Origin of the sequence: Streptomyces bullii (genome assembly GCF_042657145.1) — a bacterium.
Classification (GTDB): Bacteria; Actinomycetota; Actinomycetes; order Streptomycetales; family Streptomycetaceae; genus Streptomyces; species Streptomyces bullii.
This window is the reverse complement of record NZ_JBHSNY010000002.1, coordinates 209,810-230,143: the sequence shown is the minus strand read 5'-3', so window position 1 is coordinate 230,143 and position 20,334 is coordinate 209,810. Positions and strand designations below refer to the sequence as shown.

Below are 20,334 nucleotides of genomic sequence, written 5' to 3'. Positions count from 1 at the left end.
GGTCGGAGGACTCGCCAGGTCTGTGCCCTGCTCACGTCCGTGCGGAGGCCAAGGGGCGTGTGAGTGATGGGCTGGTCAGGCACTGTGGAGGCCCCGCGGGGAGGCCGGGCATGCGCGCGGAGGGTGGCCGAGCCGGCTGGGCAGGTGGTCGGGTCACCTGTGGGTCACGGAGGCGGGGCAGGGGGCCCGGTCGGCCCTGGCCGCCCGGCTCACGCCCGGCGATGGGTCCACTGCGGCTCCGTACGGGCCCACTCCCGTTCCCACTCGGCCAGCCGGCGGCTGAGCGCCACCCGGCGCACGATCCCGTGCGCGAGCAGCACCAGAGCCACGGCACCGCCCGCGGCGCACACGCCCACCGCCACCGTGTGCTGCCAGACCGTGGAACCGTCCGCCGGCGGCGTGACGCTCCGCCCCCGGGAGTCGAACCACACGTCGACCGTCTCGCCCTGCCGCGTGCCGCCGGGCACCCGCGCGACGGCGGTGCGCTGCCCTTCGCCCGGCTCGCTCCAGCGGACCGTCGCGCGGTAGGCGTGCTGCCCCGCGGCCTGCATCGACGGCAGCGAGTCACCGGCCCTGCCGACCACCTCGGCGCGGACGCGATGCCGCTCGGCGCGCTGCTGCGCCGCGATCGCCCGCGCCTCGCCGTGGGCCCAACCTGCCGCGACCGCCCCCACCAAGGGCGCGCCGACGAACAGCAGGACGGCCACCACCAGCACCGTCCATGCCTCCACGACGTCCGACCGGCGCCGCAGCGGATTGCGCCGCCAGCGCCAGCCGCGCGCACGGGTTCGCATGTCGACCTCCTCGCCGTCACCGCAGCCGGTGGGCCGGACAAGCCGTACGGGGGCAGCACCGCCGCTCGTACGCGGGCGGCACCGCCGCTTCCCTCGCAGCGCGTCACCATGCGAGTGCCCAGGCAGGGATCCGGTACCCCGTCCGGCGGTCGTCGATCGCCCGGCGCGGCCCCGGCGCTCACGCGCTGGCACCGCTCGTCCACGCCGTACGGAAGGACCGGCACGAGCCGTCCGGGTGCGAAGGGCGGATCAACGGTGATCCGTGGCACTTGCCGAGCCCCCGGACAGGTGCCCGTCGGGGGTGCGGCGAAACACCGGCGGTCACCTCCCGCGGCGGGACGCACACCCCGCCCGCCGCCGGTGCGGAGCCGTGCAGGCCCGGGTCAGCCGAAGCGCTCGATCCGGATGCGGTCCACCGGCTGGCCGGCGGCCACCAGCAGCCGGGAGGCGTGCTCGGCGAAGGAGTTGGACCCGCACACATAGGCCTCCCACCCACCAGGAGGACTCTCGGCCAGGAGCGGCGCCACATGTGCGGCCGTCATACGTCCCACCGGCACACCCTGTGGCGCACTCCGCGTGAACACGGGTGTCGTCTCCTCGCCGAACTCCCGCGCGTAGACGAGCTGTTCGGGACTGCGCGCCGACACCAGCAGCCGCAGCGGCACGGACAGGCCGCGCGCCCGGTGGTGCCGCACCATCGACATCAGGGGTACGACCCCGGAGCCCGCCCCGACCAGGAGCGCGGGCCGGTCGCCCGGCCAGGCGAAGAAGCCGCTCAGCGGGCCGCGCACCTCGACCTGGTCACCGGGCCGGGCCGTCGTGTGGAACCAGCCGGAGACCTCGCCGCCCTCGACGTGGTCGAGGGTCAACTCGATGTGCCCTGAGTCGTCGGGTGCGGACGCGATCGAGTAGTGGCGCTGGGCCGTGTACCCGTCCTCGGCGGTCAGCCGCAGCAGCAGGTGCTGGCCGGGCAGGTGCCCCGGCCAGCCGGGCACGGCGAACCGGAAGGTCGCGACACGCGGGGTCTCGCGGCGGATCTCCGCGAGCGTGGCGGTCCGCCACACCGAGGCCGCCTGCTCGCTCACCGCGATCCGCCCGGGCACGGCGAAGCGCGTGGGGGGAACGAAGGTGTCAGTCACCGGAGTACCGCTGCTCCTCCCAGGGGTTGCCGCGATCGTGGTAGCCGTTCCGCTCCCAGAAACCCGGCTCGTCGTGGTCGAGGATCCGCAGGCCCGCGATCCACTTGGCGCTCTTCCAGAAGTACAGGTGCGGCACCAGCAGCCGCGCCGGGCCCCCGTGTTCGGCGGGCAGTGGCTTCCCGTCGTACTCCCAGGCGATCCAGGCACGTCCGCCGGTCAGGTCCGCGAGCGGGAGGTTGGTGGTGTAGCCGGTGTGCGCGTAGGCGACGGCATGGGTGGCCGTCCCCTGGGGCCGCACGGCGTCCAGGAACGCGTCCAGGGACACCCCGCCGAACCGCACCCCGAACTTCGACCAGCTCGTCACGCAGTGGATGGCCCCCTCGTACGACGACGCCGGCAGCCGGTGCGCGGCCTCCCAGTCCCAGGTGCGGGGCTCGTCCACCAGACCGTCGATCCGGAAGGTCCAGTCCTGCGGTGCCAGGTCGGGGGTGACCTCGGCGGACAGCACGGGCCAGTCGTCGCCCGTGTCGTACTGACCGGGCGGCAGTCCGGGGCGGTCCACGCGCGGGCGCCCGGTGAAGCCTCGGGTGACGTTCATGGTTCAACGGTACGCGGTGGCCGGCAGTGCTCCGTGCCTGGTCAGCGTGCCGGGGTGCGGGAGCCGGCCGGGCGGGCCGGGCCATCGGGTAGTGTGACGGTCCGGCTGCGGACGGTCCCAGCCGCCGGAAGCCGGGGAGGTGAGACCCATTACCGCTGTGTCGGACCGGGTGCTCTCACCGCGAGGCGACGCGGATCACCGTCAGTAGGTGACCGCCGGAGCGCCCTTCGGTTTCTCGAAAGGCTCCTGGCTTTCATGCCGTCTCTTCCTTCCGTCCCGCCGTCCTCGTCCTCCTCCTCGTCCTCTCCGTCGCCGTACCGCTCGTCGCCGTCCTCCTCGTCCTCGACCCGTGCCGCCGTCGTGGCCGCCCTGCGCGCCGCGGGCTGCGTCTTCGCCGAGGACGAGGCCGAGCTGATCCTCTCCGCCGCACACAGCCCGGACGAGGTCGCCGCCCTGGTGGAGCGCCGGGTCGCGGGTCTGCCGCTCGAACTCGTCGTCGGCTGGGCCGAGTTCCGGGGCCTGCGCATCGCCGTGGAACCCGGGGTCTTCGTGCCCCGGCGCCGTACCGAGTTCCTGGTGGAACAGGCGCTCGCCCAGACGCCCGGCGCGGCGGTCGTCGTGGACCTGTGCTGCGGGTCGGGAGCCGTAGGCGCCGCCCTGGCCGCCGCGCTCGGCGCCGTCGAGCTGCACGCCGCCGACATCGACCCCGCCGCCGTGCGCTGCGCACGCCGCAACGTCGCCTCCTTCGGCGGGCACGTCCACGCGGGCGACCTCTTCGAGGCACTGCCCCGAGCGTTGCGCGGCCGTGTCGACATCCTCGCGGCGAACGTGCCGTACGTCCCCACCGACGAGATCGGGCTGCTGCCCGCGGAGGCCCGTGACCACGAGCCGCTGGTCGCCCTCGACGGCGGAGCCGACGGCCTCGACATCCTGCGGCGGGTCGCCGCCGAGGCGCCCCGCTGGCTCGCTCCCGGCGGATGCGTACTGGTGGAGACGAGCCGGCGGCAGGCGCCGGCGGCCGTCGACGCCTTCACCCGCGGCGGACTGCACACCCGCCTGGCGGTCTGCGAGGAGCGGTACGCGCAGGTCGTGATCGGCGTACGGCAGTAGGCCCGGGGCGGCGCCGAAAAGCGACGTTGGTCGTTTCTCGCCGTCCCCACATGTCCCCTCCCGCATGGGTATTTCGGGACGTGCCCGAATAGGCGGCCATATTGTGCGTCATCAAAGGGGCGGTGTAACGCGGTGCGGCGTGCGGGGCGCAGAAGTGAGAAGAAGCGGGCTGCGGGTGGCTGAATATCAGTGCTCGAGTGGTCCGCTGCCCCGACAAAGCGTCAGATCGGATTTCTCATGAGCAGCACCGAACCGGCTTCCGGATACCACGGCTACGACCGGCCCCCCGAGCCCGACCGTTCCCTGCGCAACCGGGCCGCCGCACGCCGGACTGCCCTGGCGGTCTGCACCGTCGCGGATGTGGCGGCCGGTCTGCTGGGCCTGTGGATCCTTCTCTTCCTGCTCGACGCGAATACGGCGAATCCGTTCGTCGAGTTCGTGCACGGATCGGCGGACTGGCTGGCCTGGTGGGCACAGGACATTTTCACGATGGACACAGAGGGTCTACGGGTCGTCCTCAATTATGGACTTCCGGCTGTGATTTATTTGCTGATCGGGCATGGGATCGCCGCACGGCTCAATCGGGCCTGACAGAATTCCCGGCCGCCGGAAGAAGCCGGAAGAAGCACGAACAGGGAAGGACCGGCACTGTGCCACGCATCTCCAGTGGAAACGATCACCTGCCGATCTACGAGGACCTGGTACGCGAACGCGGCGACGTCGTCGCGGAGGCCCAGATGGCGGCTGAGCACACGCAGCACCAGGCGGAGGAGTTGCTGAGCGGAACGGATGCGCACCAGCTGGACCTGCCGAAGCGATGACCGTCCCCTCGCGTCGAGGTCGCTCGGGCACCACGACCGGTACCCCGAGCGACCTGACGGCGCGGGACCATCTCTCCGTCAGGGGCGTGACGCGATCCGGTCGATCACCGACGCGCACGGGGACCGCTGGTCGTGCGGGTTGCGGGTGTCGCCGTCGAGTCGGGCAGAGCTCCTCCGCCGTCACGGTGAGCCCGTCGGTGCGCTTCCCCGGCGTGACCGGGGCGTCGACCGCCGTGCGCGGGCGCGCGTCAGGCCGCCGTGCCCCCGTTCGTCGGGCCGTCCGATGTCGACGGTGAGGGCAGCCGCCGGTCTCGCGGCCCGTGCCCGGGGAACCCGCGATCCCGGTCCTTGCCCTTCTGCCGCTCCTTGCCCGTCTCCCACTGCTTCCCGGTGCCCGCCACCACGCGCTCCGCGGTCCGGGTTCCGTCGCCGGAACGGATGCCGACCAGGATGATCTTCTCGCCCTTCCGCAGCGCGCCGGCGCCCGTGCCGGACGTGCCGTCGTGGTGCACCTCGGTGCCGGAGCCGACCGTCCACGTCCACCGGGCACCGTCCTCGCTGCGGACGGTGACCTGGTCGCCCCCGACCCGCTCGACGGTGCCCCGCTGCCAGGTCCTGACGACCCACTCGCCGGTGTCGCGGTCCTTGACGGTCGCCTCGCCGTGCACGCCGCCCAGGCCGAACCCCATGCCGTGGCCGAACCCCATGCCGTGGCCGTGCCGTCCGCCGTGGCCGTGCCGTCCACCGGACCCGTCCGGCGAGGCCGTAGCCGACGGGGACGCCGACGGCGCGGCGCCGCTCTCCGAGCTGCCCGAGGTCGCCGCGTAGGCGACCGTGCCGCCGAGGCCGAGCGCGACGACCGTGGCCGCGGCCGTCACCGCCCGGGCCCGCACGGACCGCCGCCACGGCCCGCGCGGCGCCGCAGCCCCCGGCGCGTGCCGCTCCCGCTCCGCCCCTGCCGGTCCCGAAGAAAGCACTTCGGGACGGCCGGGCCGCTCACCGCCCGCGGTGTGTTCCCGCTCCGGATCGTGCGTCACGGCTCACTCCCCTCGACCACGGCACCCGGTCTGGTCCGTGCCTGTGCCTGTGCCGTGATTGTGGGACGCGGGCGATAAGGAGCCCGTAATCGGTTCCTGTGAACGACCCGGGGCCGTCGGTGTCCGCCGCCGTCACTCCGGTGTCGTCGCCCGGGCGATCAGCAGCGCCACGTCATCGGAGTTGTCGGGCTCGTGCAGGGTGCGCAGGAGCAGGTCGCAGACCTCCTCCAGCGGGCGGTCCGGGCCGTCGAGCAGGGCCAGCAGCCGGTCGAGCCGTTCGTCGAGCGGATCGCGGCGCGTCTCCACGAGGCCGTCGGTGTACAGCACCAGCCGGTCGCCCGGGTCCAGGTCGACCGTGGTGGTGGAGAAGGGGATCCCGCCCACGCCCAGCGGCACCCCGGTGGGCAGGTCGAGCAGCTCCGGGGGCCGGTCGGCACGGACCCGGACCGGCGGGAGGTGCCCGGCGTTGGCGATGCTGACCTGCCGCAGATGAGGGTCGTGGACGGCGTACAGACAGGTCGCGATGGCCTGGTCCAGCCCTGCGGTGATCTTGTCGAGGTGCTCCAGCAGCACGGCCGGGTCGAGGCCGAGGGAGGCCAGCGTGTTGGTCGCCGTACGCAGCCGTCCCATGGTCGTCGCCGCGGTGATGCCGCTGCCCATCACGTCCCCGACGACGAGCGCCGTCTTGCCGCCGTCCAGCGGGATCACGTCGAACCAGTCGCCGCCGACCTCACTGGTGGCGCCCGCGGGCTGGTAACGGGAGGCGACCTCCAGGCCGCCCGTCATCGGCGGGTGGCTGGGCAGCAGACTCCGCTGGAGGGTGAGCGCGGTGTCGCGGGCGTTCTGGTACCAGCGGGCGTTGTCGATCTGCACGGCAGCGCGCGCGGCCAGCTCCCGCGCGAGCAGCAGGTCGTCCTCGCCGAACGGCAGCGGGTTGCTGATCCGCTTGAGGTCCAGGGCGCCCAGCACCTCGCCGCGCGCGATCAGCGGCACGGCCAGATACGAGTGCACACCCGCCCGGCCCAGCAGCTCCGCCGCCTCGGGGGAGCGGGCGATGCGCGGCAGGTCCTCGTCCTTGACCTGCGGCACCATCACCGGATGCCCGGTGCGCACGCACTCGGTGACCAGGCGGTCGGGGGCGTACCGGGCCACGTGACCGGGCGGGTCGGCGGCCCGGAGGGCTTCCGGCGAGCCCTCCGCCTGCACGGCCAGGGCACGGATCACCGCGGGCTGCGCCGGACCGAGAGCGCTGCGGCGGCCCTGCACCACCGCGTCCAGCAGGTCGACGGCCGCGACGTCGGCGAGCTCCGGCACGGCGACGTCGGCCAGCTCGTGCGCGGTGCGGTCCAGCTCCAGCGTCGTACCGATACGGGCGGAGGCGTCGGCGATGAGGGACAGGCGCCGCCGTGCGGCCTCCGCCTCCAGGCCCGCCCGGTACTGCTCGGTGACGTCCACCGCCATACCGGCCAGGCCCAGCACGTTGCCCAGCGGGTCCTCCAGCCGGTAGAGGGAGACCGACCAGGCGTGGTCCTGGTCCGGGTCGGCCGGAGTGCGGCCCACGAGGCGCTGGTCGACGAGGGGACGGCCGGTGCGCAGCACCTCGCGCATGACGGCCTCGATCGCGTCGGCGTCGACCTCCGGCAGCAGCTCCCGCACCGTCCGGCCGATCTGCTCCTCGGCGGGGATGCCGTTGAGCCGCTCCAGTGCCCGGTTGACCGAGACGTAGCGCAGATCGGTGTCCACGAAGGCCAGTCCGATCGGGGACTGCTCGATCATCCGCGTCGACAGGGCCACCTCCCGTTCCAGCCGGCGCACCGTCGACTGGTCGGCGCACAGGCCCAGCGCGTACACGTCCCCCTGGTCGTCCTGCAGCCGCATGTTGCGGAACTCCACCAGCCGTGTGCTGCCGTCCTTGCGCCGGATGGGGAAGGCCCCGGCCCAGTTATGGCCGGTGTCCATGACGTCGGCGAACAGCTTGACCACCAGGTCGAGATGCTGCTCGTGGACCATGATCCGCGCGGCGTACTCGCCGAGGGCGTCCTGCGCCGTGTACCCGAACAGCTCCTCGGCCTGCGGGCTCCACAGCACGATCCGCCCCTCGGCGTCCAGCACCACCGAGGCCACGCGCAGCACGTCGAGCAGTCCGCTCGGGCCCATCGGCCCGCGCGGCGGCTGGTCGCCCTCGGCCACGGGAGACCCGGCTGCACTCATCCCACGTCCGCCTCACCGTTTCTCGCGGCACGCCGTCACGGTGCCGACTCCCCTTGTTCTACCGCGTGAGGGCCGATTCTCCGACGCCTCTGCCGTCTCCTTCCACCATCTCCCAACAAGGCGGCGGTCGCCCCGCAAAATCACGAGGACGGCACGGCTCTCGCCGGTAGTGCTCCCCGGAAGGTGGTGCTTTGCTGGGGTTGGGGCGGGGCACGGCAGCGCGGCCAGGAGAGGAGCGACACCATGGACAGCGAGCGACCGCACCCGGAGTCCGTCTCGGTGGAGATCAGCGGATGCAGCAAGCACGACGCCCGGATCGTGTTCGACACGCTGTGTGCCTGCTTCTCGTCCGACCGGTGCTCCGATGATGTTCCGGAGGACCTGCACGAGACGCGTCCGACGGTGTGGCTCGGCACGTTCGACGTCGCCGACCCGCACGAGGGCGCCCGGCCGGCCCGGCTCTCGTCCCCTGTCGTCGCCGACGCGCACGGCGGCTACTGGGCGATCGAGCGGTTCCGCAGGACCCTGGACTCCCTGTTCACCGTCCACGACCTGAGCATGGTGCCCGGCGACCAGGAGGAGGAGCTGCGGGTGCGCCTGGAGAGCCGCTGAGCCCGTCACCCCGCCGACGGGCCGCCCCACCGGCGGGGGCCGGCAGGGGGGATCTGTCGTTGCACGGGGTCCGCGACCGGTAGCCGTGTTCGACACCCGGCGGGTTGCCACGCCCACGACCGGTGACCGGTGTTCTGCACCTCGCGGTCGCCGCGCTCTGCACGGGCGCCCCGCGTCTCACCCCGGCCGAGTCCACAGGCCACGCCCCGCTACCCGTGCCATGCGCCGGCTGGCCGAGCACCGCCTCCGGGTGCACGGCGTGCATCTGGACCAGCCTGCCGGAGAGGGGCACCGCGCGGGCGGCGGCGCGCGCTCGCCCGGCCGGAAGGCCACTGGTCACGGGCCCACTGTGCCCTCCGTCACGCTAGTGCAACTAGTTGCATAAACAAGTCGGCGTCCTCTACAACTACTGACACGACACCGCGCACGGAGGGCCCGATGACCCGTTACCCGCACCTGCTGAGCCCGCTCGACCTGGGCTTCACCACCCTGCCCAACCGGGTCCTCATGGGCTCCATGCACGTGGGCCTGGAGGAGGCCGAGGGCGGCTTCGCGCGCATGGCCGAGTTCTACGCCGCCCGCGCCCGCGGGGGAGTGGGGCTCATCGTCACCGGCGGCATCGCGCCCAACGAGGAGGGACGGCCGTACGAGGGCGGTGCCAAGCTCACCACCGACCACGAGGCCGAACAGCACCGGGTCATCACCGAGGCCGTGCACGGCGCGGGCGGCCGCATCGCGATGCAGATCCTGCACTTCGGCCGCTACGCCTACCACCGCGACCTCGTCGCCCCCAGCCCGGTGCAGGCCCCGATCAGCCCCTTCCCGCCCCGCGAGCTCACCGACGCCGAGGTGGAACGGACCGTCGACGACTACGTCCGCGCGGCCCGGCTCGCGCGGCAGGCCGGGTACGACGGCGTGGAGATCATGGGCTCCGAGGGCTACCTCGTCAACGAGTTCATCGCCGCCCCGACCAACCACCGCACCGACCGCTGGGGCGGCTCGTACGAGAACCGCATGCGCTTCCCCGTCGAGATCGTCCGGCGGGTGCGCGAGGCGGTCGGCGAGGACTTCATCGTCATCTACCGGCTGTCCATGCTGGACCTCGTGCCCGGCGGCTCCACCCTGGGCGAGGTGATCACCCTCGCCCGGGCCGTCGAGGCCGCCGGCGCGACGATCATCAACACCGGCATCGGCTGGCACGAGGCCCGCATCCCCACCATCGCCACCTCCGTGCCGCGCGGCGCCTACACCTGGGTGACCAAGCGGCTGATGGGCGAGGTGGCGATCCCGCTCGTCACCACCAACCGCATCAACACCCCCGACCTCGCCGAGCAGTTGCTCGCCGAGGGCTACGCCGACATGGTGTCGATGGCCCGCCCGATGCTCGCCGACCCCGACTTCGTCGCCAAGGCCGCGGCCGGCCGACCGGAGGCGATCAACACCTGCATCGGCTGCAACCAGGCGTGCCTCGACCACACGTTCAGCGGGCAGATCACGTCCTGCCTGGTCAACCCGCGCGCCTGCCACGAGACGGAGCTCGTGCTGTCCCCGACCCGGCTGCGCAAGCGCGTCGCCGTGGTGGGCGCCGGCCCGGCGGGCCTGGCCTGCGCGGTCTCCGCCGCCGAACGCGGCCACGAGGTCACCCTCTTCGACGCCGCGCGTGAGATCGGCGGGCAGCTCAACGTCGCCCGCAAGGTCCCCGGCAAGCAGGAGTTCGACGAGACGCTGCGCTACTTCCGCACCCGGCTCGACGAGCAGGGCGTCGAGGTCCGCCTGAACACATGGGTGTCCGCCGGTGACCTCGCCGAGTACGACGAGGTCGTCGTCGCCACCGGAGTCACCCCGCGCGTCCCCGACGTCCCCGGCGTCGACCACCCGAGCGTCCTCGGCTACCTCGACGTGCTCCGTGACGGCGCCCCCGTCGGCGACCGGGTCGCGGTCCTCGGCGCGGGCGGTATCGGTTTCGACGTCGCCGAGTACCTCACCGACGGCGGCGACAAGGCGCACGAGGACCCGGCGACGTACTTCCGCCTCTGGGGCGTCGACACCGCCTACCGCGCCCCGGGCGGCCTCGCCGCCCCCGAGCGGCCCGCACCGCCGCGCACCGTGCACCTGCTCCAGCGCAAGACCACCAAGGTCGGCGCGGGTCTGGGCAGGACCACCGGCTGGATCCACCGCACCGAGCTCAAGCACCGCGGCGTGACCATGGTCCCCGGCGTGCGCTACGACCGCATCGACGACGCGGGACTGCACGTCACGATCGACGGCGAGAGCACCGTGCTGGAGGTCGACACGATCGTGCTGTGCACCGGTCAGGAGCCGCGCCGGGACCTGTACGAGGCACTGGTCGCCGCCGGGCGCACCGCCCACCTCATCGGCGGTGCCGACGTGGCCGCCGAACTGGACGCCAAGCGCGCCGTCAAGCAGGGCACGGAGCTGGCGGCCGCGCTGTAGCGTCCGTACGGGCCGCAGGGCGTCTCCCTAGGATTGCCGCATGTCACTCCCGCACGCGATCCTCACCGCCCTGCTCGAGAAGCCGTCGTCGGGGCTGGAGCTGACTCGCCGGTTCGACAAGTCCATCGGCTACTTCTGGTCGGCGACGCACCAGCAGATCTATCGCGAGCTGGGCAAGCTGGAGGCCGAGGGCCTGATCCGGGCCCTGCCGGCCGAACAGGCGGCGCGCGGGCAGAAGAAGCGTTACGAGGTGCTGCCCGCGGGCCGCGCCGAACTGGCCCGGTGGACCGCCGCGTCGCAGGACCCCAAGCCGCACCGCGACGCGCTGCTGCTGCGGCTGCGGGCGGCGGCCGTGGTCGGCACGGCGGGTCTGGAGGCCGATCTGCGGCGCCATCTCGAGTTGCACGAACGGCAGTTGGCGGAGTACCGCGAGATCGAGAGGCGCGACTTCCCGGCGGGCACCACCGACGCCCAGGACCGGCTCCAGCACCTGGTGCTGCGGGCCGGCATCGACCTGGAGACGTTCTGGACGCAGTGGCTCAGGCACGCGCTCGCGGAGTTCGCCGAACTGCCGGACCACGAACCGGGCTGATGGCCACCGGATCCGCCGCCCCGGGAGCGGCGGGGCTCAGAGCCGGTACGGCTTGTTGCGCCGGCGCAGGTACCAGGCCGTGGCGACGAGACCCGTCCCGACCAGCGCGCCGCCCGCCACCAGCGTGACGGTGCCGTAGTCCTTCGTGGCGCCGCCGAGCCCGCCCATGACGCCCCGGGACGGCGACGCCGTCGGGGTTCTGGGAGGGGAGACGATGACGGACTGGGTGCCCGCGGTGCTGCCGTCGGAGCACACGACGACGACGGTGTACGTGCCCGGGCTGACGTTCGACCAGGCGGCGGACTGAATGGCGGTCGTCCCCGACAGTGCCACCTGACGTCCCTGGGAGAAGTTCGCCTGGGTGCTGGTCAGCAGCGAGGCGGTGCCCCAGCTGCCGTTGATCTGCGTGCAGGCACTGGTGGTGACCGACACCGTCGAGCCGGTGGTGCTCACGGAGATCCCCGGAGCGGCGGTGGCCGGACCGGTGGTCAGGGCGAGCGGAAGCGCGGCGGCCGCCATGGTCAGGCCGGAGCGGAGAAGTGGCGATGAGTTGCGCATGTGGACTGCCCTCCGGCGGCACGGTTGGCGGTACATCCCTTGCGCCGCCTGGGGTGGGGGAACGCCCGTGCTGCCTCAGGGTCAGCCAAGGTCCCCGGCGGCCCTCACGCACGCCGGCCGCCGCCGGGCAGGTGACGGACTCCCCGCGGATTCCCTCGTCCGGGCCCCTCCCCGGGCCCGCGCGCCGACGCCCGCACCCGGTGCCGTTCAGCCCGGCCCTTTGCCGTCGAGCCCGTCGTCAGTCCTTTGCCGCCGAGCCCGTCAGTCCCGCGCCGCCGAACCCGTCGTCACCGTCCGCTCCGCCGAGAAACCGCCCCAGGTCCCGTCGGGCAGCCGGGCCCGCAGCCGCACCCGGTGGCCGACCCCGGCGTCCCGGCCCACGTAGAAGCTGTACGTCGCCCGGTCACGCGGCGCGTCCCCGCCGTACACCAGCGACGTGGCCGGACGCCCGTCCAGGTGGACCTCGTACTCCGTGATCACGCCGTCCACCCGGGGCGGGACCCAGCTGAGGTCGACGTAGTACGCCCCGTCGGAACGGCGGCTCGTCGCCCGGAACCCAGTGGGTGCCCAGGCCCGTCCGTCGTCGCTGCCGGGTGTGGTGAGGCGGACGGCGGCACCGGCGGGCGAGACGTTGCCGGCCGCGTCCCGGGCCCGCACGGTGAAGGAGTACCGGGTACCGGCCCGCAGCCCCGTCACCACGGTCGCCGTCTGACCACCGCCCACACTGTGGATCTTCGCCCCGCCCTGGTGGATGTCGTACGACACCACACCCCGGTCGTCCTTCGAGGCGGTCCACGACAGCTGGACGGCCCGGCTCCCGACCGCCCGGCCCCGGGGCGCCGACGGCGGGGTCGGCGCCGACCGGTCCGACGCGCCGGCCGCGGGGGTCCTCGCCCTGACCTCCCGGCTGCGCGGCCCGAGCCGTCCCTCGGTGTCCCGGGCCCGCACAGTGAAGACATACACGGTGGACGGCCGGAGTCTGGTGACATCCACCATGTGCTGCGAACCGGGTACATCCTTGACCTTCGTGGTGCCGCGATACACCTCGTAGCGGCTGATGCCGGTGTCCGCGACGACCGTGTTCCACATGACGTGCACACTCGTGGCGCTGCCGGCCTCGGCGGTCACGCCGGTCGGCGCCCCGGGCGCCCGGCCGCCGTCACCCGCCTGTTCCCAGGCGCACGAGGCGACCAGGGCGAGCACCGCGCAGATTGCGACGGACCGGCGGACGGAACAGGGAACGCCTCGCACGGGTCACCCTCCCCGGATGGCACACCGAATGGTCCGGACCAATATGGGGCCGTCGGTGCTCTCCCATCAAGAGGGCCGTCGTTGCCGGGCCGCCGCCGGGGTTACGTATGCTGAAGTTCCTCACGGCTGAACTTCTCAGGAAAGCTGGGGAGTTCACGCCTGTGGCGCGGACCGCTGTCGTCGCAGATCCCGCGCCGGCGCGGTGGCCGGGGGCCGGAGCCCGCGCGGTTCCGGGCCCCCGGCCGCTGTTCGGGGGTGTGGGGCCGGCCGTGTACCGTCCGGCGTTCGGCGGTGGCCGTCCGGCCGCTTCGGGAACAGATGGGCTGATCGTCCGTCAATGTCCCGTGGAGAGGCCTGGTCATCGTGCATGTCCCGTCGCTGGCGCTGGCCGCGGTCGGCGCCGCCCTGCTCGCCCCGACGGCGTTCCCCGCCGACCCGCCCGAGTTCCGGCTGGGCGCCGAACCCGTGGCCTGGCGCGGGGGCTCCGTGCGCGCCGCCGACCTGCCGGTTCCGACGGCATTCCGCGCCGACCTGCCCGGGTTCCGGCTGGGCGCCGAATCCCTGGCGTGGCGCGGGGGCTCCGTGCGCGCCGCCGACCTGCCGGTTCCGACGGCATTCCGGGCCGGTCTGCCCGGGTCCCGGCCGCACGGCCAGTCCGTGGCGTGGCGTGGGAGTACCGTGCGCGCCGCCGACCTGCTGGCCAGGGTGCGCGACTGCACCCCCGTCTCCCACGGCCACTACCGCCGCGACGCCGGCACCCCCGCGACCATCCCGGTCTGCGGCACCCGCGAGGCCGTCTTCTGGAAGGCGGACATGGACATCGACTGCGACGGCCGTCCCGGCGTCCACTGCAACAGCGCCACCGATCCGTCCTACTCGGCCACCACGTCCTACACGCAGTCGGACGGCCGCCCGCTCGACGCCGAGCGCCTTCCGTACGTCGTGGTGCCCGCCCCCAGCCGCGTCTGGGACTACCGGGCCCACGGCGTCCGGGGCGGGTCGGTCGCGGCCGTCGTCCACCAGGACCGGGTGCAGTACGCGGTGGTCGGCGACACCGGCCCGGAGGACATCATCGGAGAGGCGTCGTACGCCACCGCCGAGGCCCTTGGCATCAGCCCCGACCCGGTCGGCGGCGGCACCGGGTCCGGTGTCACGTACATCGTCTTCAAGGAGTCCCGGGTGACACCCATCGAGGACCGAGCCGCGGCGGTGACGACGGGGGAGCGGCTGGCACGGCAGTTCGTCGGGAGCCGCTGAGCCACCCACGAACCGTCCCCGTGACGGCGACGGCGACCGCGAGGACGACAGCGGGGATGGCGGCAGGGTGGCGACGACGGCAGACGAGCTGACGCCCACCCGGCTGTCAGCTCGTCCGACGGTTCCCGGGTCCCGCCCCGGCGCCCGGTCCCTGACACCCCGCCGCCAACGGCGAAGACCGGGATCCCGCGGGCTCCCCTGAGACCTCGTCACACCTTCCGGTACGTGTACGCGTCTGCCGCCGCCGCCTGCACCGCCGCGAGGTCGGCGCCGGTCGCCGCCGTGACGACCGCCGCCACGGCGCCCTCCACGAAGGGCGCGTCCACCAGGCGTGTGCCCTCCGGGAGTTCGTCGCCCTCGGCCAGCAGCGCCTTGACGGTGAGCACCGCACTGCCCAGGTCGGTCAGGACGGCGACCCCGGCCCCGCGGTCGACCGACGCGGCCGCGGCCGAGATCAGCTCGGCGCTCGTACCCAGCTCACCGCTCTCGGTGCCGCCCGCCGGGGCGACGGGCACCGCCGTGGCGCCGCCCGCGAGGCCCTTCGCCAGCTCGGCCACCGACCTGGCCACCTCCGCGCTGTGCGACACCAGCACGATTCCGACCAGCCGCTCGTCATTCATCGGCGGCCTCCGCCAGTCCGGCGATGAGCAGGGCGGCGGAGGTGGCACCGGGGTCCTGGTGCCCGATGCTGCGCTCGCCCAGGTAGCTCGCCCTGCCCTTGCGGGCCTGCAACGGGATCGTCGCCTCGGCGCCCTGCTCGGCCGCGCTGCGGGCCGCGGCGAAGGAGTCGCCGAGCGCGTCCACGGCGGGAACCAGTGCGTCGATCATGGTCTTGTCGCCCGGCGCCGCACCACCCAGTGTCATGACCGCATCGACCCCGGTCCGCAGTGCCTCGGCCAGCTGCTCCTCACTCACCTCCACGGCATCCCCGAGGGCCTTGCCGGTCCGGCGCAGCAGCGTCCCGTACAGCGGTCCCGACGCGCCGCCGACGGTCGAGATCAGCTGGCGGCCGGCGAGTGTCAGGACCGCGCCGGGGGTGGCGGGCGCGTCCTTCTCCAGCGCGGCCATCACGGCGGTGAACCCGCGCTGGAGGTTGCTGCCGTGGTCGGCGTCCCCGATGGGCGAGTCGAGGGCGGTGAGCCGTTCCGCCTCGCGGTCCACGGACGCGGCGGTCGCCGTCATCCAACGGCGGAAGAACTCGGCGTCGAGCACTGGATCTCCTTGCGTGGTAGGTACGTCGTGAGCAAGCAGCGATCGATCACCCCCTGTCCGTCACATGCCCCAGCGCAGGCCCGGCGTCTTCACCGGCGCGTCCCACAGCCGCAGCAGCTCCTCGTCGACCTGGCACAGGGTGACGGAGGCACCCGCCATGTCCAGCGAGGTGACGTAGTTGCCGACGAGGACCCGGGCGACGGGGACACCGCGTTCGCCGAGAATGCGCTGCACCTCCGCGTTGAAGCCGTACAGCTCCAGCAGCGGAGTCCCGCCCATGCCGTTGACCAGCACCAGGACCGGATTGCGGGGCGTGAAGTCCGCCAGGATCGCGTCGACGGCGGCCTCGGCGATCTCGGCGGAGGTCATCATCGCCCGTCGCTCCCGGCCGGGCTCACCGTGGATGCCGATGCCCAACTCCAGCTCGCCGGGCGGCAAGTCGAAGGTGGGCGTGCCCTTGGCGGGCGTGGTGCAGGCACTCAGTGCCACGCCGAAACTGCGGGAGTTCTCGTTGACCTGCCGCGCGATCGACTCCACACGCTCCAGCGGCTGGCCCGCCTCCGCCGCCGCGCCCGCGATCTTCTCCACGAACAGGGTGGCACCCGTGCCGCGCCGCCCGGCCGTGTAGAGGCTGTCGGTCACCGCCACGTCGTCGTTGACCAGCACCTTGGCGACCTGGATGCCCTCGTCCTCGGCCAGCTCGGCGGCCATGTCGAAGTTGAGCACGTCGCCGGTGTAGTTCTTGACGATGAACAGCACCCCGGCCCCGCTGTCCACGGCGGCCGCCGCCCGGGCCATCTGATCCGGTACCGGGGAGGTGAACACCTCGCCGGGACAGGCCGCCGAGAGCATGCCGGGGCCCACGAATCCGCCGTGCAGCGGCTCGTGCCCGGAGCCTCCGCCGGACACCAGGCCCACGTTTCCGGCCACAGGCGCGTCCCGCCGTACGATCACCCGGTTCTCCACGTCCACGGCCAGCTCGGGATGGGCGGCCGCCAGACCGCGCAGGGCGTCCGCGACCACGGTCTCCGGGACGTTGATGAGCATCTTCATGGGTACCTCCTGGTGCGACGGGCGGACGGACCTCTGGCGACAATTTTTTCAGGTCGGACCGGGTTGGGCCATTCGTCGATCCCGGCGGCGCGTGGCGGTCGGAGGCGGGCTCCGGCGGTCCCGCCGCCGACTCGCCGCCGACTCGGATGATGCGTCGTCAGGTGTCGTGTGTCGTGGTGGCTTCCCGGCACGGGCGCTGACCTCGGCAGTATCGACCTTGCGTCGCCGAAGGTCACGTGCCGGGGGGCGTTCCGGGCGCGCCCCGGCGGCGTGCCGGCCCGGCGGACCGATGGCCCTTCCGCGGTCGACCGCAGCCCGGCACCCTGCCGAGGGGGGAGATACGTCCCCCAGGGCTCAGGCGTCAGGATGCTCCGAGATCCGCGTGCAGGCGAGGCAGCAGGGAAGCCGGCTGGTCGCGTTCCGGCCCGCTCAGCGGGGCCAGGAGGTCCTCGTCCGCCGCCGTGACGTCGGCGGCGGGGTGGTCGAGGGCCGACCTTCCGTCCGGGGTGAGGCGCACATAGACGCGTCGGTGGTCCTCGGTGTCGGGGGCGCAGACGACGTGCCCGGCTTTGGCAGGTCCTTGACGATCTTGGCCAGCGCTCACTTCCAGGTCCAGCCGGGCCGCCAGGACGGTCTTGGGCTGCGGGCCGAGGCCGGCGAGCAGGGCGAGGGTGGTCAGGTGCCGCAGCCGCATGCCCCGGGCGGTCAGCGCCTCGGAGAGTCTTCGGCGGGCGGCCTCGCCCAGCGCGTACATCAGGCAGGCCTTGAGCTCCAGCACGCTGGGCGGCGTGGTCGGCGCGGGTGGCGGGGCGACGGCCGCTCGCGGGGCGCGTCCGGCGCCGGACGGGTTTCGCGCCGTCCCTGTGACGACCGGCTGCTCCAAGCTCTCCCCGTCTCCCTCTCGCTCTGTCTGCGCCCCGGGCTTCAGGGGGAACGCGTCACCGTGTCCTGGGCGCCGCACTCCGGGCGGAGCGCGTGGTCAGTGGCCGGTCGCCGGGCTCGGGCCCGTGGCGGCCACGGCGGCCGTCGGCGGCCGAGGCTCGTCCGTCGGGCCCGGGCCCCGTCGTCACGGACGGCTGGTCAGATAGCCGCCCATCGAAGTGAAGTACTCGGTCGCGGGCAACTCCCTGCCGTCCTCGGTCCGTACGCGGGTGATGGCCAGGCCGTGGTTGCGGCCCGTGCGCGCGTCGGCGCCGGCGACGATCACCACGCCCTCGCCCTCGCGGTAGAAGATGCGGCCGGGGGTGCCGCCGTAACGGCCCTCGGACACGACGGCGGAGAGGACCTCAAGTCGCTTGCCCTTGTGGAAGGTGAAGGCGCTCGGATACGGAGCGGACTGGGCGCGGACCAGGCGCTCCAGGTCCTCGGCGGGCCAGGTCCAGTCGATGCGGCTGTCCTCGATGGACCGCTTGTGGAAGAAACTGGCCTGGGACCGGTCCTGCTTGGTGAACTCCGCCTTGCCCGAGGCGATCAGGTCGAGGGCGCCCGTGGTGACCGGTGCGATGAGGGCGACGGTCTTGTGGAACAGGTCGGTGGCGGTGTCGGTCGGCTCCACGGGGACCGCCCGCTGCAGGACGATGTCGCCGGCGTCGAGCTCGTCGTCCATCATGTGGGCGGTGACGCCGACTTCGGGTTCGCCGTTGATGAGGGCCCAGATCAGCGGGGAGAAACCGGCGTACTTCGGCAGCAGCGAGTCGTGGACGTTCAGCGTGCCGTGGCGGGGCAGGTCGAAGATGCGCGGCGGGATCCAGGTCCGCCAGTTGTTGGCCACGATGATGTCCGGGTCGGCCTCCTTGAGCCGCTGGAACAGCTCCTCGTCGTCGGGGCGGTTGCGGATGATGACGGGGACGCCGTGTTCCTCGGCGAGATCGGCGACGGAGTCGCTCCAGATCTTCTCGTAGACGTGCTCGCTCTTGGGGTGCGTCACGACCGTCACCACGTCGTGCTCGGAGTCCAGGAGGGCTTGCAGGGTGCGGTGCCCCCAGGTCTGATAGCCGAACATGACGACCCGCATGGGGTTCCTCCTCAGGGCAGGGATAGGCGGCGCCAGTAAAGCAAGCCTTACCTAAGAGTGCAACGGGGCGCATTCCGTGCTGCGTTCATGCAGCCCGCGCCCCGTTGTTGTCCGTTTTGCCCGTCGACAGCTTCACGGGATGAGCTTAGGCTCACCTAAGTTTTGCGGGTTCGCCGTTCTCTCGGTGCGCCCTCGTCTCGTACTGCACACGGCTACACACGCCTGACAGGCGGCTGCCCCGCACGGATGGGAGTGACATGTCACAGGCTCTTCCTGATGACGACGCACCACTGATCCACGACCTCATAGGTATCGGCTTCGGACCGTCCAATGTGGCCATGGCGATCGCGCTCAGCGAGCACAACGCACGCGTCGGCAGGCAGGAGGCGGTCACAGCTCACTTCTTCGAGCAGCAGCCGAAGTTCGGCTGGCACCGCGGCATGCTGATCGACGACGCGACGATGCAAGTCTCCTTCCTCAAGGACTTGGTGACGCTCCGGAACCCGACGAGCGAGTTCAGCTTCCTGTGCTACCTGCAGAGCAGGGGCCGGCTGATCGACTTCGTCAACCACAAGAACCTGTTCCCGCTGCGGGTGGAGTTCCACGACTACTTCGAGTGGGCCGCGGCCAAGGTCGACGACATGGTCTCCTACGGCCACGAGGTCGTCGCCGTCACGCCCGTCGTGCGCGACGGGATCGTCGAGTACCTGGACGTGACCGCGCGGTCCGGGTCCGAACTCGTCGTCCACCGGGCCCGCAACCTCGTCATCGGCACCGGGCTGCGGCCCCGTATGCCCGAGGGCGTGGAGCGCGGCGACCGCGTCTGGCACAACTCCGACCTGCTGGCCAAGGTCGACGGCCTGGAGGGCACCGACCCCTCCCGCTTCATCGTGGTCGGCGCCGGACAGAGCGCCGCCGAGAACGTCGCCTACCTGCACCGCCGTTTCCCCGAGGCCGAGGTCTGCGCCGTCTTCTCCCGCTACGGCTACAGCCCCGCCGACGACAGCAGCTTCGCCAACCGGATCTTCGACCCCGAAGCGGTCGACGAGTACTTCACCGCGCCCGACGACGTCAAGCGCAGACTGATGGACTACCACGGCAACACCAACTACTCCGTGGTGGACATCGACCTGATCGACGACCTGTACCGGCAGGTGTACCAGGAGAAGGTCCTCGGCACGGAGCGGCTGCGCTTCCTCAACGTCTCCCGGCTCACCGAGGTCGTGGAGACCCCGGACAAGGTCCGTGCCACCGTCAAGTCCCTCGTCACCGGCGAACAGACCCCGCTCGACGCCGACGTCGTGGTCTTCGCCACCGGCTACACGCCCGCCGACCCCTTCGGCCTGCTGGGCGACGTCGCGGACCGGTGCCTGCGCGACGACGAGGGCCGCGCCCGCGTCGAGCGCGACTACCGGGTGGCGACCGACCCCGCCCTGCGCTGCGGTATCTACCTGCAGGGCGGCACCGAGCACACCCACGGCATCACGTCGTCCCTGCTGTCCAACACCGCCATCAGGGTCGGCGAGATCCTCGACTCGATCCTCGACCGGGGCCTGAAGCCCACGCTGTACGAGGCACGCCCGGTCGCCGACGGAATCGGCAGCGCCGCCCACTAGGGCGC

The 20,334-nt window shown here is 72.7% G+C and carries 20 protein-coding genes; 8 read left to right on the top strand and 12 right to left on the bottom strand.

Annotated features, from left to right (window positions below; genetic code table 11):
- Nucleotides 1-209: 209 nt before the first annotated feature.
- The 3 genes from ACFPZJ_RS05200 to ACFPZJ_RS05190 all read right to left on the bottom strand — a co-directional run bounded on the left by ACFPZJ_RS05200 (nucleotide 210) and on the right by ACFPZJ_RS05190 (nucleotide 2,531).
- Nucleotides 210-794 carry an Rv1733c family protein gene (locus tag ACFPZJ_RS05200; protein WP_381017846.1) on the bottom strand — a complete coding sequence of 195 codons (585 nt, stop codon included), beginning with the start codon at nucleotides 792-794 and terminating at the stop codon, nucleotides 210-212.
- A gap of 383 nt (nucleotides 795-1,177) precedes the next feature.
- Nucleotides 1,178-1,933 carry a ferredoxin reductase gene (locus ACFPZJ_RS05195; RefSeq protein WP_381017843.1) on the bottom strand — a complete coding sequence of 252 codons (756 nt, stop codon included), beginning with the start codon at nucleotides 1,931-1,933 and terminating at the stop codon, nucleotides 1,178-1,180.
- On the bottom strand, nucleotides 1,926-2,531 hold the full coding sequence (locus ACFPZJ_RS05190) for a sulfite oxidase-like oxidoreductase (RefSeq protein WP_381017840.1): 606 nt from the start codon (nucleotides 2,529-2,531) through the stop codon (nucleotides 1,926-1,928). Before ACFPZJ_RS05190 ends, ACFPZJ_RS05195 begins: the two co-directional genes overlap by 8 nt.
- Nucleotides 2,532-2,786: 255 nt before the next feature.
- Here ACFPZJ_RS05190 and ACFPZJ_RS05185 point away from each other — a divergent pair, with 255 nt between their 5' ends.
- From ACFPZJ_RS05185 to ACFPZJ_RS05175, 3 genes are all read left to right on the top strand, one after another.
- Nucleotides 2,787-3,641, top strand: coding sequence for a putative protein N(5)-glutamine methyltransferase (locus ACFPZJ_RS05185; protein WP_381017838.1), 855 nt, complete (start codon nucleotides 2,787-2,789; stop codon nucleotides 3,639-3,641).
- A gap of 237 nt (nucleotides 3,642-3,878) precedes the next feature.
- Entirely contained in the window at nucleotides 3,879-4,232 is a 354-nt protein-coding gene (locus ACFPZJ_RS05180; RefSeq protein WP_381017835.1) for a hypothetical protein, read from the top strand.
- Between the two features lie 59 nt (nucleotides 4,233-4,291).
- Nucleotides 4,292-4,462, top strand: a complete 171-nt coding sequence (locus tag ACFPZJ_RS05175; RefSeq protein ID WP_381017832.1) for a hypothetical protein — start codon at nucleotides 4,292-4,294, stop codon at nucleotides 4,460-4,462.
- Nucleotides 4,463-4,710: 248 nt separating this feature from the next.
- Here the strand turns inward: ACFPZJ_RS05175 and ACFPZJ_RS05170 are convergent, their stop codons facing one another.
- Nucleotides 4,711-5,499, bottom strand: a complete 789-nt coding sequence (locus ACFPZJ_RS05170) for a hypothetical protein (RefSeq protein ID WP_381017829.1) — start codon at nucleotides 5,497-5,499, stop codon at nucleotides 4,711-4,713.
- Between the two features lie 132 nt (nucleotides 5,500-5,631).
- Nucleotides 5,632-7,710: a SpoIIE family protein phosphatase gene (locus ACFPZJ_RS05165; RefSeq protein WP_381017827.1), complete on the bottom strand. Its 2,079-nt coding sequence runs from the start codon at nucleotides 7,708-7,710 to the stop codon at nucleotides 5,632-5,634.
- Between the two features lie 243 nt (nucleotides 7,711-7,953).
- Between ACFPZJ_RS05165 and ACFPZJ_RS05160 the strand changes: the two genes are divergently transcribed.
- The 3 genes from ACFPZJ_RS05160 (at nucleotide 7,954) to ACFPZJ_RS05150 (ending at nucleotide 11,368) form a co-directional block, all read left to right on the top strand.
- Nucleotides 7,954-8,322, top strand: coding sequence for a hypothetical protein (locus tag ACFPZJ_RS05160; protein WP_381017824.1), 369 nt, complete (start codon nucleotides 7,954-7,956; stop codon nucleotides 8,320-8,322).
- A gap of 438 nt (nucleotides 8,323-8,760) precedes the next feature.
- Nucleotides 8,761-10,776, top strand: a complete 2,016-nt coding sequence (locus ACFPZJ_RS05155) for an FAD-dependent oxidoreductase (protein ID WP_381017821.1) — start codon at nucleotides 8,761-8,763, stop codon at nucleotides 10,774-10,776.
- A 40-nt stretch (nucleotides 10,777-10,816) separates the two neighbouring features.
- Entirely contained in the window at nucleotides 10,817-11,368 is a 552-nt protein-coding gene (locus ACFPZJ_RS05150) for a PadR family transcriptional regulator (protein WP_381017819.1), read from the top strand.
- Between the two features lie 36 nt (nucleotides 11,369-11,404).
- Here the strand turns inward: ACFPZJ_RS05150 and ACFPZJ_RS05145 are convergent, their stop codons facing one another.
- Nucleotides 11,405-11,926, bottom strand: a complete 522-nt coding sequence (locus tag ACFPZJ_RS05145; RefSeq protein ID WP_381017816.1) for a hypothetical protein — start codon at nucleotides 11,924-11,926, stop codon at nucleotides 11,405-11,407.
- Between the two features lie 261 nt (nucleotides 11,927-12,187).
- The gene (locus ACFPZJ_RS05140) at nucleotides 12,188-13,177 is read right to left on the bottom strand and encodes a fibronectin type III domain-containing protein (protein ID WP_381017813.1); all 990 of its coding nucleotides are present in this window, start codon (nucleotides 13,175-13,177) and stop codon (nucleotides 12,188-12,190) included.
- Between the two features lie 363 nt (nucleotides 13,178-13,540).
- Between ACFPZJ_RS05140 and ACFPZJ_RS05135 the strand changes: the two genes are divergently transcribed.
- Nucleotides 13,541-14,434: a glycoside hydrolase family 75 protein gene (locus ACFPZJ_RS05135; protein WP_381017810.1), complete on the top strand. Its 894-nt coding sequence runs from the start codon at nucleotides 13,541-13,543 to the stop codon at nucleotides 14,432-14,434.
- Nucleotides 14,435-14,643: 209 nt separating this feature from the next.
- Here the strand turns inward: ACFPZJ_RS05135 and ACFPZJ_RS05130 are convergent, their stop codons facing one another.
- From ACFPZJ_RS05130 to ACFPZJ_RS05110, 5 genes are all read right to left on the bottom strand, one after another.
- Entirely contained in the window at nucleotides 14,644-15,054 is a 411-nt protein-coding gene (locus tag ACFPZJ_RS05130) for a PTS-dependent dihydroxyacetone kinase phosphotransferase subunit DhaM (RefSeq protein WP_381017806.1), read from the bottom strand.
- The gene (gene dhaL / locus ACFPZJ_RS05125) at nucleotides 15,047-15,646 is read right to left on the bottom strand and encodes a dihydroxyacetone kinase subunit DhaL (RefSeq protein WP_381017804.1); all 600 of its coding nucleotides are present in this window, start codon (nucleotides 15,644-15,646) and stop codon (nucleotides 15,047-15,049) included. The genes ACFPZJ_RS05130 and dhaL overlap by 8 nt, the downstream gene beginning before the upstream one ends.
- Before the next feature lie 60 nt (nucleotides 15,647-15,706).
- Nucleotides 15,707-16,699: a dihydroxyacetone kinase subunit DhaK gene (dhaK, locus tag ACFPZJ_RS05120; protein ID WP_381017801.1), complete on the bottom strand. Its 993-nt coding sequence runs from the start codon at nucleotides 16,697-16,699 to the stop codon at nucleotides 15,707-15,709.
- Between the two features lie 361 nt (nucleotides 16,700-17,060).
- Nucleotides 17,061-17,477, bottom strand: coding sequence for a transcriptional regulator (locus ACFPZJ_RS05115; RefSeq protein ID WP_381017800.1), 417 nt, complete (start codon nucleotides 17,475-17,477; stop codon nucleotides 17,061-17,063).
- Nucleotides 17,478-17,765: 288 nt separating this feature from the next.
- Entirely contained in the window at nucleotides 17,766-18,713 is a 948-nt protein-coding gene (locus ACFPZJ_RS05110) for a methionyl-tRNA formyltransferase (RefSeq protein ID WP_381017797.1), read from the bottom strand.
- 257 nt (nucleotides 18,714-18,970) lie between these two features.
- Here ACFPZJ_RS05110 and ACFPZJ_RS05105 point away from each other — a divergent pair, with 257 nt between their 5' ends.
- Nucleotides 18,971-20,329 (top strand): lysine N(6)-hydroxylase/L-ornithine N(5)-oxygenase family protein, encoded by a 1,359-nt coding sequence (locus ACFPZJ_RS05105; protein ID WP_381017795.1) that lies wholly within the window; start codon nucleotides 18,971-18,973, stop codon nucleotides 20,327-20,329.
- Nucleotides 20,330-20,334: the final 5 nt, after the last annotated feature.